We start from the raw sequence: 12,246 nt of genomic DNA, 5'->3' as shown, positions 1-12,246 counted from the left end.
CTCGTCCGAGGGACGCCGAGGAAAGCCCCCGGCGCCCACCACGAGCGCGTGCACCGTCACCTGCGGGCCCCCCTCGCCAACGCGTCCACCTTCCGCCGGGCCGGTGGGTCAGTCCGCCAGATAGGGGGCGAGCGCGGCGGCCGTGAGCCCACTGGAGAGATAGCCGCCGAGCGTGTGCGGATCGAACAGGCCGATGTCCGTGGTCTCGTGCAGGTCCACCGGGAAGGCGTCGCCGAGTCGCGGCGGTACGGCCACCAGGTCCCCCACGTCGGCGATGTTCACCCAGTGCCGGACACCGCTCGGCCGGGCGCCGCGACCGGCCACCGGTTCCGGCTCCAGCTTGCGCATCAGAGCCGGCAGGCCCAGCGGGGAGCCCACCGTCAGCAGCAGGTCCAGTTCCAGGTCCGGGTGGGCGTGCAGGGTCTCGTACGCCACCACGCTGCCCAGCGAGTGCGCCACCAGCACCCGTGCCCCGCTGTGGCGGACCGCGTCCGCGACCGTCGCCCGCACCGCGCGGCGCCGCGCGGGCCGGGAGGTGTAGGCGTCGGTGTCCTGCAGCGTGGCGACCACCAGGCGCGACACCAGCTCCGCCAGCCGCTCCCGGGCACCGGGCGCCGTACCGCGGGTCCGTCGCGCCACCAGCCGTGAGATGCCCCACCGCAGGGGGGCCAGCAGGGCTGCCTGCGACTCGACGGGCTCCACCCCGGCCGCCCGCAGCCACTCCCATGCCTCCGTCAGCTGGTCGTCCGACAGGTCCTCCAGCCGTTCCTGCCCCGTGGACTGCTGTTCGGGGCGGTAGTCGTCGGTGAGCTGGTGGGCGTAGTAGGCCATCACCAGGGGTGGCACCCCGATGTGTGACAGGCGCGCCGCGGAGAGCCCCTCGCGCATGCGTTTCGCGGCGTCCTCGGCCTTCTCCCGGGCCGCCTGCTCCGGCGCCAGTCCGGGCTCCGCGTTCCAGATGCCGTGCACGAGTACGACCGGCCCCACTCCGACCACCCCCCGAGGTCCCCACCGGATGTGCCGGGACTCCTACCCCGCGCGCGGTTCGCCGCAACCCGTACCTGATGTCCCATCAAGAACGCCTGTTCGCATGGTGGTTGTGGGCATCAGACCGATGCCGGGTCGGCCGCGTTGCGGGCCATCCAGCGCACCCGGTGGCCCTCCGCGTACCGGCGTGCCTCCCGGACGGCCGCCGCCGGCAGCGGCACGCCCCTCAACTCGGCGAGGGCGGCGTGCATGACGGCGACGAAACGGTGCCCGGTGTGCGTCAGGCCGTCCTCATGGGCGAGGAGCGTGGCGGCCGCCTCCGCCGCCGCCTCCCGCCAGCGCGCGCACCACACCTGCGCCCGGTGCCGTTCCGGCGCGGTCCGGGCGGACTGCGCCTCCACGAACCAGAACCGGGCGACCGAGAGGAAGGCGTAGGTGCCGTGCAGCAGCCCCGACAGGGGGCGCGGGTCGTCCCGCCACGGCGCGTACAGCCGCTGCTGCTGCGCCTGCGGCGCGGTGTCCAGCAGGTCGACCAGATGCATCACGGCGACCAGCTTGCTGTGCTGCAACTCGTGCACCAGTGTCTCGGCGAAGGCCGGCGCCGACGCCGGCAGGGTCAGGGCCACGCCGCCGAACATCTCCGCCGCGCTGCCGCTGCGGTGCACGCTGCCGCCGGCCGCCGCCAGCGGCACCAGCGCACGCAGTCCCGCTGCGACCTCGGCGGCGTGCACGGGGTGCCGCGCCCGCAGCAGCCACAGCGCACCCGCCGTCCCCGACCGCCACGCCCGCACCTCCTCGCAGGCGAGCCGGGTCCGCTTCGCCCCGGCCGCGGCCACAGGATCCACGTCGTCCAGCACCGCCCGGGTGCCCTCCACCCCCCGCAGCGACCACCACCGGGCCCCCTCCGCATCCGGAGCCCCCACCGGCGCACCGCCCTCGCACCGGGGCCCCGGCGCCGTGACCCGCAGCCGTGCCCCGCCCTCGGTCTCCAGCACCCCGCCGCGCAGCACCACCGCCGATCCGCGGGTGGCCCCGGGCAGCACCGCGGTGCCCACACCGGGCAGGACCGCCCCGGGCCCCGACGCCGTCAGTGTCACCTCGGCATCCTGTCCGGCGGCGACCGCGACGGCAGCCGCCACGTCGGACAGCGGCAGCGACGCCACCGGTCCCGGCTCCGCCAGCGCCCGCCACGACATCACCAGCCGCGGCCCCACCGACGGATGGCCCAGCACCCGGCGCGTGGCGTCCGGCGCGGTTCGCCGGGCCTCGGCCAGCACCCCGAACAGGCCGGCCGCGCCCGCCGCCACGGCGCCACCGTGCTCCCGCGCGCGATCCAGCACCGCGCGCAGCAGCAGCAGCCGTCTGCCGTACTCGGCGTCGGCGAGCAGCAGCACCGCCCCGGCTCCGCCGCCGCCCCGGGCCAGTGCATCGAGGAGCGGGCCCCCGATCCGGAACGGGCGCAGCGTCACGGGCACACCTCCCGCTCCCGCCGCCCCAACCGCACGGTGTCGGCGGCCACCCGCCGGTGCACATGCCGGATGAGCGCCGCGAGGTCGGGGCAGTACACACTCGGGTTGCGGTGACCGGAGCCGTCGGCGCGGTAGCGGTGCACATAGTGGCCCCCGCCGCACACCTGCATCAGCGTGCACCCCCGGCAGACCGCGGACAGCGCCGCCGCCCCCGCCTGACGGACCGCCACCTCCGGGTGGCTCAGCGCCCGGTCGAAGGGGTCCCGCGCCACGTGCAGGCCCGTGGCGGTCGCCCCGTGGTACGTCACGCGCAGCGTGTCGTCGAGGGCGACGGAACCGTCCGTCTCGACCACGACGTACCGCACCGGCTCCAGGCCCAGTCCCTCGGTGCGCGGGCGTCCGCCCAACGTCAGCGAGAGCAGGTTGTGCAGCACCCGCACGTCGGTCTCCTGGACCGGCGCCGCGTACCAGCGCTCGAAGACCGCCGCCAGCCAGTCGCCGTACGGCGTGTCCGCCCGCCCCGGCACACGGCCGGGCGGCGGCGCCGCCCAGGTGCCCAGCGGCAGCAGGAAGTCGACCATCGGCGGCCGGTACCGCAGCAGTTCCTCATAGGTGGCCACCGGATCGTTGCGCAGGTCCACGGTGCACAGCAGGCCGGCGAACAGCCTGCGGTGCGGGCCCTCGGCCAGCCGCCGCACCGCGTCGGCGACCCGCTGGTGGCTGCCCTGCCCGCCAGGCCGCACCCGGTGCCGGTCGTGGGCGGCCCGGTCACCGTCCAGGCTCACCCCGATCCGCACGTCCAGCTCGTCCAGCAGCTCCAGCCACGCCTCGTCCAGCTGCATCCCGTTGGTCTGCACGCACAGATCCAGCCGGACATCGGGGCCCACCGCGCCTGCGATCTCCGTCACCGCCCGGCGCACCCGCGCCTGACCCGCCAGCAGCGGCTCCCCGCCGTGCAGGGCGACGGTCACGGCCCGCAGGCCGTGCGTGCCGACGTGTTCGGCGATCCGGCGCGCCGTCCACGCGATCACCGCCGGGGACATGGCACGCGGCTGATCGCGCCAGCTCCGGTCCGCGGCACGGTACATGTAGCAGTGGTCACAAGCGAGATCGCAACGACTGTGCAGCTTGAGGACGAAGGTGTGGAACGGAATTGACGCGGGGCTTTCCAACCCCTCCGTTTCAGCGCCCATGGAACTCCCGTCGGACCTCTCGTCGGTTCCTGCGTGCCGCGTATTCGCGATCCTGCGGGCCGGTCTTCGGTGACGCGCCGCGTCACCGAACGCTCCGGGCGCCGCCGATGCCGGTAGACTTCGAAGTGTGGCAGCAAGTCGGTTGTTTGGCAGCCGGGTTGATCGGCCAAACCACAACTGTCCGGCAGTCCTCCACACCGTGGCGGATTCTCGACTCACTCGGGACGACGGGGCTGGTATATGGATGCGCAGGGCGAGGCGCGGAACACGCTGGAATCGCCGTTGATCGACCTGTCCGAATTTCCCTTCGAGGAAATCGCCGTACTTCCGGAATCCGCACTCGTTCACGCGTTGCGCCGGGTGCGGGCCGAAGCCGACCACCCCGATGCGCTGTTCACCACGGACTTCACGCAGAAACCCAGCATCGACCCTGCCGGGTCTGCGGGGGAGTGACCCGAGCGGGCGCCGCAGCCGCCCGCAGCCACGGGGCGGGACCGCGCCTCACCGACGAAGCGAAGCGGAGCCGAGATGTCCGAGGCGGACGGCCGCATGCCAAGCCCCCGCGTGACGGTGTTCTGTTCCACGGCGGAGAACATCGGCCAGACCACGACCCTGCTCAACACCGCCGTGCTCCTGGCCCGGTCGGGTCGCCGGGTGCTCGTCCTCGACGGGCGCCAGGCCGACACCCGCACCCGCACCTACGTCCGCTCGGCCGTCCCCGGCCCGGCCCTGCTGCCGGGCACCGAGGACGGCCCCGCCGTGGAGGAGTGGCTGCCGGCCGGCGCGGCCCGGCCCATCGGCATCGTCACCCTGAAGGGCCCGGAGGCACTGGCCGGGCTCCCGGCACCCGAGGACCCCGCCTTCCGGCGCTACGACGACGTCCTCGTCGACGCACCGCTGGTCCGCACCGACCGGCAGGCCGCCGACCTGGCCCGGCTGCCGTCGGTGCTCGTCGTCTGTTTCACCGCCGCCTCCGCGTTCATCGAGTCCGCGGTCGAGCTCGCCGGGCGGCTGCGCCGGGCTGCCGGCCGGCCCTTCGACGTCGTCGCCCTCGCGCTGCAGACCGACCCGGCCCACGAGGACCAGCTGCGGCTGGCCCGCGAGCGGGTGCACGAGCAGTTCGCCCCGCTGGGCGCCGACCGGCCCGTGCGGCACCTGGAGATCCCGTACCACGCCCTGTCCGAGCGCAGTACGCGCCTGGGCACGGAGACCGAGCCGGGCAACGGCTTCGACGAGCGGGTGCGGCCCGCGCTGGAACGGCTCGTCAGGACCCTGGACCGGCCCCGCTTCGTACCGCCGTCGCGCGCCGTCCTCGTCCACAGCCCACGGCACGCGGTCTGGGCGGAGTGGATCCGGGACCTGCTGTGGGGGGCGGGAGTCGACGTCACCCTCCGCTCCTACGCCGACTGGCGGCCCGAACCCCCGGCCGACGAGGAGGTGGTGCTCCTGCTGCCGCCGACCGCGCCCGGCCCCGAGGACGAGCAGGCATTGCGCTGGCTGTCCGACCCCGGCATCCGCATCGTCCTCGTCGACGACGAGGCCCTGCCCCGCGCGTTCGCCCACCACCAGCAGATCGACCTGCGCCGGCTGTCCGAGCAGCAGGCCGCTGTCCGGCTGAGCCACAGCCTCGGCCTGCAGATGCCCAGCACCACCGCCCCCCGCGGCCGCCGCTTCCCCAGCCTGCCCGGCCGCACCAACATCGTCGCCCGCAACACCGCCTTCGTCGGCCGCGAAGGGCTCCTCGGAGACCTCCGCACCACCCTGACCGACCTCGCGGGCCGGGCACGGCCCTGCCTGGTCGTCGGCGCACCCGGGGTCGGCAAGAGCGAGACCCTGCTCGAGTTCTGCCATCGCTTCGGCGGCTCCTACGACCTGGTCTGGTGGATGCAGGCCGACACTCCCGGTGAGGCCCTCGCCGGACTCGGAGCGCTCGGCGACGCCCTCGGCGAGCCCACCACCCAGGACCCCGCCGCCCATGTCCGGGCACTGCGGGCACGGGCCGACGCCGAGGGGCGGCGCTGGCTGCTGGTCTGCGACGAGATCGACGACACCGGCCGGGCCGCGGCGGTCGCCGAGCAACTGCCCCGGCCCTCCGAACGCTGCCACGTCCTGCTCGGTGTGCGCGGCAGCCACACCTCCGCCGCCACCGCCGTGGAGGTGCCGCCGTTCACCCGCCAGGAGAGCGAGGCACTGCTCACCACGATGGTCCGCGGGCTGACCCCGACGGACGCCCAGGACGTCGCCAAACGGGTCGGCTCGCTGCCGCTGGCCGTCCGCCTGGCCGCCTGCTGGCTGCGTGTGGCCACCGTCCGGGCCGAGGCACGCAACAAGTTCGACCAGGAGGCGCTGTCCCTGGCCGTCAACGACTTCAGCCGCGCCTACGACGACCGGCAACAGGCCCATGCGGCGGCGCCGCTGCCCAGCGTGGAGGTCCTGCTCCATCTGACCCGCGCCTCCCTCCTCAGGAGCCCCGCGGCCGCTGCCTGGGCCCGCGAGGACGTGGGCAGCGAGGCACTGGTCTGGCTCCTGCAGGCCTGTGCCCTGCTCACCTCCGCCGGTTCCGACCTCCACCTGCTGCGCTCCAGGCCCCTGGCCCTGGCCCTGGCCCGCAGCAGCCCCGGCCCCGCCACGGGCAGCACCGCTGTACGCCCCTGCGACCAGCCCCTGGTCGACGCCACGCTGTGGGCCCTGAACCGCCACGGACTGATCGACTTCGACTTCGCCCGGCCCCGGCAGCCCGTCCGCCAGCACCGCGTCCTGCGCGGCCTCGTCCTCGCCGGCATGAGCGACGACGTGCTCGCCGTCCGGGAGAACGAACTGCGCGCCGCCGTCGCCGCCGCCCGGCTGGAGGCGGACGAGGACGACCGCCCCACCCCCACCCCCGTGGAGCTGCTGCGCCGCGGCCGGCAGATCGATTCGCTGCGCCTGTGGGAGGACGAGCGGCCCGAGGTGCAGTCCGCCCTGCTCGGGCACGTCTCCGACCTCATCGTCAGCCAGGAGAAGCAGGCCCTGGACGAGGCCCTGCGCCTGACCCGGCTCGCCGAGGAGCACTGGCAGCCCGAGTCGTTCGAGGGACTGCGCGTGCGCTCGATGATGTCCCAGACACTGCGCCTGATGCAGGAGTACGGCGACTCCGCCCGGCTCGCCCGCAGTGTCCTGCAGGCCTACCGCACACAGCTCGGCCTCACCCACCCGCGCTCGCAGCTGATGGCCGACGCGTACGCCGCCAATCTGGTCGCCGCCGGCCACTTCGGCAACGCCCTGAACGAGTCGGTGCACGTCGCGCGCAGCATGATGCGGCTGCTCGGACCGCGGCACTGGGCCTGCGTACAGGCCCGGCGCAACCTCGCCGAACGGTATGCGCTGGTCGGCAACGCGACCGAGGGGCTGCGCGTCCTGCGCCGGCTGTACGAACTCCTGCGCGCCATCCACGGCGACCACCACGGCGACGTCCAGGACATGGTGCCCGACCTGGCGCAGATGCACCGGCTGCTGGGCCAGAACAGCGAGTCCTACCACCTGCTGAAGACGTCCCGCATCCTCAGCCACCCGCCCGAGCCGTGGAGCACCGGCGTACCGCTGCGCGTCAAGGCGGAGAACGGCCTCGCGGTCAGCGAACGCCGGTTCGGCCGCCACGACCGGGCCCGGGAGCGCGACACCCGCACCCTGGGCCTGGCCGCGGCCGTCCTCGGGGAGCGCAGCCTGTTCACGCTGTGCTGCCGGTTCAGCCTCGCCGCCGACCACCATCTGGTCGGTGACCACGACGGGGCCGTACGGGAGGCGGAAGCCTGCCTGGGCGTCCTGCGGGACACGCTCGGCGACGAGCACCCCACCACGCACCTGTGCCGGGTCCGGGTCGGTGTGCACCTGCGCGGTGCGGGCCGCCCGGAGGCCGCCGCCGAGGCGGGCCGGGACGCGCAGGCGGGACTGGAGCGACGGCTGGCCCGCCACCACCCGTGGGTGTTGGCGGCGGCGTCGAGCCTGGCGAACACCCTCGTGGCCCTCGGCGACCTCGACGCGGCCGGAGAACTGGAGGAGGCCGCGGTGCAGGGATACGACCGCACCGGCCTCGGTCGCCACCCGGACCGGGTGGTCGTCGCCGACAACCTCGCCATGACCCGTGCCGAGAAGGGCGGAGCACCGCCCGGCGGTGAACTTCCCCGGGTCCGCAAGGACATCGACCTCGAACTGCTGTGAACGAGGCCGTGGCGCACCGGTCCGTCGCGGGCCGAAAGGAGCGTGCGAAAAGATGAAGCAGGACGCCGACGAAGCGGCGAGCGGTCTGAAGACCCTGGTCGCGCCGCATGCCGGCCGGGGCTACGACCAGGTGATCGAGGCATGCCGGGACACCGCGGCGGCCTGTTCCGGCATCCGGTCGCTGACCCATCTCACCGACAACACCGTCGATTTCACCGTCCGGGCCGCCAGCGCCGTTCCGTTCCCGGGCGCGCTGCCCTGGGACGACGAGGTCGAGGTCGAGGGACAGCCCGCGCAGCGGTTCGTGCGCTGGGCCCTGGAGGCGGACGACACCATGCGGCAGCTGAGGACCGGCGAACTGATGCGGGTCCTGGCTGTCACGCGCTCCGGCGGCATGCAGTACTCGCGGCTGCGCGACGGCCAGTACGTGGTCGGCATAGCCAGGACGGGGGTGGAGAGCGACGCGATGGACACCGCCGTGAACAAGATGACCACCGGTCTGCGGACCGGACACTGGGACCAGGGCAACGAGTACCCCGGCGGCGACCACAACCAGGTCAAGCGGATGCTGACCGAACACGTCCCGCTGACCGTGCAGGCCACGACCCGCGACAAGGACGAGGAGAACCGGCTACGGGGTGTCTGGCAGCGCCACCTCAACCCGTACGACCTGCACTACGCCGCCTACTACCGCGCCTGGTCGCCGGTGTGCGCCGGGGACTGCTTCGAGCACAGCGCCCTCAGCGAGGCCCTGATCGCCGTGCCCGCCCAGAACCGCCGGGCGATGTACCGCGACCTCGTCTTCCGGCTCAACTCATGGCTGACCGACCTCACGGAGATCCTGGAACCGGTCACCCCCGACCCGGTGGAACGGCTCGTACTCGACGTCCAGCAGGGCGCGTTCTACCTGCACTGGCTCGATCCCGCCGCAGGCGACTTCGTCGTCGGCGTCACCGCGCGGCAGAGGCAGGTGCACGTCGCCGAGGAGCGGCTCGGCGACCTCATCCGTGATATGCGCCGTCACTGACCTCCGGCCGCAGCAACCGCAGCACCTCGTCGGCGACATCGGCCAGCAGCGTCTCCACGCTCCCACCGCCACGCCCACCCGGCCGGAGGGCGACGGGCGGCGTGCCCTCGACCGTCTCGATCCGGGGCAGCACCTCCACGGAGATCTCGAAGCTTCGGCAGATGGCGAACAGTTCGTCGCTGCCGCGTCCGACCCGCCCGGTGCCGCCCTCCCACCAGTGCGCGATCGCCTCCCGGAACGCCTCCACCAACCGACGGGCGTGCACCAGAGCGCCCATCTGTTCGAGATCGTCGCGGGCGATGGCGGACCGGCGGGCCAGCGGCAGCCGCTGCCCCTCGCCCGTGGCGGCGGCACCGAGCCGGGGGCGCTGCCCGACACCGTCCTCCAGCAGCCGGTCGAGCGTCTCCTGGACACGCCGGAACGGTTCGCGCACCGGCAGCGGCACCCGCTGCTCGGCCCCGGCCGGAGCGGGCAGCGGCGCCGACAACCGGGGATGCTCGACCGCTCGCTGGACGAACTCCAGCCGGCCGAGCATGGTGTTCTGCTGCGTGGCGAGCCCGTCCAGCCGGTCCCGCATCTCCGTCAGGACGGTGTTGCGCTGATTGGCACGCAGCCGGGTGATCAGGCTGTCGACGCTGTCCAGCAGCATCCGCTCGAAGTGGGGGTTGTCGAACACCAGGGGCACCACGCCGGTCGCCTCGGCGATCGCGTTGCGCCGCTTGCGGCAGGCGTGGCCGTTGACGATCACGAGGATCTCGGAGTCGTCCGGCCCCAGGACGTCCCGCACCCGGGAGGCGAAGGACACCGCGGAGGCCACGTCGGCGCGGGTGAGGACCGACGGCACCGCCAGCAGGGCGATCCACGCCTTCCGCGTCACCTGGATCCAGCGCGGCTCGCCCGCCCCGGCCGGATGGGGCACGTCCTTCAGGCCCGTCGGAGCCAGGTGGTGCCACCACTGCCGGCGCGCCAGCACGTTCTCCAACCGGTGCGCCACCTCGGCCATCGGCCGTTTCTGGTGGGCCGTGCGGAGGGCCTCGCGCACCGCCTCCACACCGATCTCCGCCGGGCGGCCCCCGGCGGCCGCCGCCCGTTCCCAGGCCCCGGCGCAGATCTGCAGGATCTGCCGCGGCACCCCGTCGGACTGCAGCACGATCTCGTCCACGGCGTCCTCGGTGAACGGGGCGTACGGGTCGCCTGGGGGCGGGGGCTCGGCTCCGCGGTGGATGTGACGTGAGATCAGGCTCTGCGTCTCCGGGCGCGCCCAGCTGTCCAGCCACAGGGGCAGCACCCGCTCGTGCAGTGACAGCGGCAGCCTGCCCCACAGCTCCGGGCGGACGCAGAACACCAGCAGACCGCCCTGGTTGACGTAGCGCTGGACGAGCATCTCGAACGCGTCGCTGAACAGGGCGCGTTCGAGTGCGGGCCATTGGGTGGTCTTGTCGAGTTCGTCCAGGACCAGGGCGTAGGGCCGCCCGCTCTGGCCGTACACCAGACTGAACACCGACAGCGCGTCGAAGACGCCCTGGATGCCCCGGATCGGTGCGGAGACGCCCCGTTCCCTCAGGTACGCCGTGGGCTCGTCGCCCGACAGCCAGGCCATCGCCTCGTTCTGGTGGAGGTCGTTGACGAGCAGCGCGAGGGCGGTGGCGAAGGCGCGGTGGTCGGTGATGCCCCGAAGGTGCTGGCGCAGATGGCGGTGGATCCGCTCCTCGTCGACGTCGAAGGCCCGCGCGATCTTGTCCGGGTCCAGCCGCCGCTCGCGCAGGCCGCGCAGGAACTCGTCCCGGGCGGGGCCGAGCCGCCCGGTGCTGTCGGCCTCCAGCAGCTCCGCGGTGACGTCGGCGTAGTAGTCGGTGATCGCCTGCTCGAAGTCGACGAAGGCGTCGTAGTCGTCGCGCGGGCTCATCAACCGGTACCGGAAGACGGCGTCCATGTCCAGGGACGGCTGGGCGATCACCCACACCGGCGGAGCGGGCATGTGCGCCCTGAGGGCCGCGGTGGCCCGCTCGGCGAGATGGCTCTTGCCGAGCCCGAACTCGCCGACCAGGGCGAGGGCCCGGCCCCGCGTCTGGGGCGGACCGTCGTGGCGGAGGTATCGCTCCACGTGGCTCATGAACCACGCACTGGTCTGACCGGGCACGTCGACCCGCGGGCGAGGTGGGCCCGCACCGATCTGCGTGGTGTCGCCGAACCCCTCCAACTGGACGCTCGTGCTGTCCCGGAAGGGGTTCTCCTCGGAGAAGGGGAGGGGGGCGGAGCTCATCGCGTCGGTCCTCTCCGTTTGAAATCGTCCGGGCTGGGCCGGTGCGCCTCGAACCAGTGGGCCACGTGCTGTCGGCGCAGATGACCCGCGTTCTCCTGCAGCGCCTCCTCGACGACCCGGCGCAGGCAGTCCTGGAGCGTGGAGATGCTGGCCAGCGCCCAGGCGTCGGGCTGGAAGTCCAGGACGTCGTCGTCGATGGCGACCGTCGGGGCGGGCACGCCGTCCTGTTCCATCCAGACTTCGAGGTACTTCGCCCAGTCCCCGGCCTGCAGGTGCGTGGTCCGCAGGTGGGTGATGCTCTTGCGTTCCCGCTCCGTGAAGGGCAGGAGATCCTTCGCGACCTCGGTGTTGGTCGTCTCGACGAAGAAGACGACGCCTCGGCTGCACCGGTCGTAGCAGAACCGCAGGAACATGCGGCTCAGCTCCGCGTCGTTCCACTGGATGTGCGGCACGATGACGACGAGCCGCCGGTCCCGTGCCTCCAGTATGTCCGTCAGGGCCCGCCAGGCCAGGAACGGATCGGGATGCGCGGAGGAGAAGCCGGGGCCCTGGCCCAGTTCCGTGGCGACCACCTCGACGACGCGCTCGATCACCATCTCGAACTGGGACGTCTCAGGGGTTCTGCCCGGAGGCGAGCCGATGCCGTGGCCGTCGTTGCCGCTGCCGTCCAGCCCGACGATGCAGGTCGACCGTGCGGGGGCGCGGCGGCTCCACAGCGGGTTGTGACCGGCGGTCGATCCGTCGCCGTTCTGCTTGTGTGCTCCGCGGTCGGCCGCGACGTCGAGCATCTGCACGAGCTCGTGCACACACAGGTGCAGCAGACTGCTCTTGCCGGTCCCGGACAATCCGCTCACCACGACCAGGTGCCCGTGTCCCTCACTGCCCGGCCGGATCCCGTGCGCCATGGGCCTCAGCCTCTCCCGGAAGGTCTTCAGCGCCTCAGGGGTGGAGTCGATGTCGACCCACAGCGTCTCGTGCCCGTGGATGAACCAGGGTGCGAGCGGCACATAGGTGGGCCAGGGCGCGACGCCGTCTTCGGGAGGCGTTCCGAACAGGCTGCAGCTGGTGTGCGGCATGGTACGTGTCCCCCCGTACTGGTGCTCCGGGAGG

Annotated in this window: 8 protein-coding genes; 3 read left to right on the top strand and 5 right to left on the bottom strand. The window is 73.3% G+C overall.

Annotation, left to right across the window (positions count from 1 at the left end):
* Positions 1-108 precede the first annotated feature (108 nt).
* From JS756_RS01080 to JS756_RS01070, 3 genes are all read right to left on the bottom strand, one after another.
* Positions 109-987 (bottom strand): hypothetical protein, encoded by an 879-nt coding sequence (locus JS756_RS01080; protein ID WP_205380953.1) that lies wholly within the window; start codon positions 985-987, stop codon positions 109-111.
* A gap of 119 nt (positions 988-1,106) precedes the next feature.
* Complete coding sequence (locus tag JS756_RS01075) at positions 1,107-2,456, bottom strand: aKG-HExxH-type peptide beta-hydroxylase (RefSeq protein ID WP_205380952.1); 1,350 nt, start codon at positions 2,454-2,456, stop codon at positions 1,107-1,109.
* Entirely contained in the window at positions 2,453-3,544 is a 1,092-nt protein-coding gene (locus JS756_RS01070) for an FxsB family cyclophane-forming radical SAM/SPASM peptide maturase (protein ID WP_240203089.1), read from the bottom strand. The genes JS756_RS01075 and JS756_RS01070 overlap by 4 nt, the downstream gene beginning before the upstream one ends.
* Positions 3,545-3,889: 345 nt before the next feature.
* Here JS756_RS01070 and JS756_RS01065 point away from each other — a divergent pair, with 345 nt between their 5' ends.
* The 3 genes from JS756_RS01065 to JS756_RS01055 all read left to right on the top strand — a co-directional run bounded on the left by JS756_RS01065 (position 3,890) and on the right by JS756_RS01055 (position 8,873).
* Positions 3,890-4,102 (top strand): FxSxx-COOH-like cyclophane-containing RiPP peptide, encoded by a 213-nt coding sequence (locus tag JS756_RS01065; protein ID WP_205380950.1) that lies wholly within the window; start codon positions 3,890-3,892, stop codon positions 4,100-4,102.
* A 96-nt stretch (positions 4,103-4,198) separates the two neighbouring features.
* Positions 4,199-7,846, top strand: coding sequence for an FxSxx-COOH system tetratricopeptide repeat protein (gene fxsT, locus JS756_RS01060; protein WP_240203088.1), 3,648 nt, complete (start codon positions 4,199-4,201; stop codon positions 7,844-7,846).
* Between the two features lie 52 nt (positions 7,847-7,898).
* A complete protein-coding gene (locus JS756_RS01055; protein WP_205380948.1) occupies positions 7,899-8,873 on the top strand; it encodes a hypothetical protein in 975 nt (324 codons plus the stop codon).
* On the opposite strand, the gene JS756_RS01050 is transcribed toward JS756_RS01055, so the two are convergent.
* Positions 8,848-11,136: a hypothetical protein gene (locus JS756_RS01050; RefSeq protein WP_205380947.1), complete on the bottom strand. Its 2,289-nt coding sequence runs from the start codon at positions 11,134-11,136 to the stop codon at positions 8,848-8,850. The genes JS756_RS01055 and JS756_RS01050 overlap by 26 nt on opposite strands.
* Positions 11,133-12,212, bottom strand: a complete 1,080-nt coding sequence (locus JS756_RS01045; protein ID WP_205380946.1) for an ATP-binding protein — start codon at positions 12,210-12,212, stop codon at positions 11,133-11,135. The genes JS756_RS01050 and JS756_RS01045 overlap by 4 nt, the downstream gene beginning before the upstream one ends.
* Positions 12,213-12,246 lie beyond the last annotated feature (34 nt).

The sequence above is a fragment of the Streptomyces actuosus genome (assembly GCF_016921115.1).
GTDB lineage: Bacteria > Actinomycetota > Actinomycetes > Streptomycetales > Streptomycetaceae > Streptomyces > Streptomyces actuosus_A.
The sequence above is the reverse complement of the archived record's forward strand: the minus strand, read 5'-3'. Positions and strand labels throughout refer to the sequence as shown.

Bases quoted from the DNA above. Each gene is read 5' to 3' on its own strand.
- JS756_RS01070 (WP_240203089.1), bottom strand. From the start codon at position 3,544: ATGTACCGTGCCGCGGACCGGAGCTGGCGCGATCAGCCGCGTGCCATG.
- JS756_RS01065 (WP_205380950.1), top strand. From the start codon at position 3,890: ATGGATGCGCAGGGCGAGGCGCGGAACACGCTGGAATCGCCGTTGATC.
- fxsT (WP_240203088.1), top strand. From the start codon at position 4,199: ATGCCAAGCCCCCGCGTGACGGTGTTCTGTTCCACGGCGGAGAACATC.
- JS756_RS01055 (WP_205380948.1), top strand. From the start codon at position 7,899: ATGAAGCAGGACGCCGACGAAGCGGCGAGCGGTCTGAAGACCCTGGTC.
- JS756_RS01050 (WP_205380947.1), bottom strand. From the start codon at position 11,136: ATGAGCTCCGCCCCCCTCCCCTTCTCCGAGGAGAACCCCTTCCGGGAC.
- JS756_RS01045 (WP_205380946.1), bottom strand. From the start codon at position 12,212: ATGCCGCACACCAGCTGCAGCCTGTTCGGAACGCCTCCCGAAGACGGC.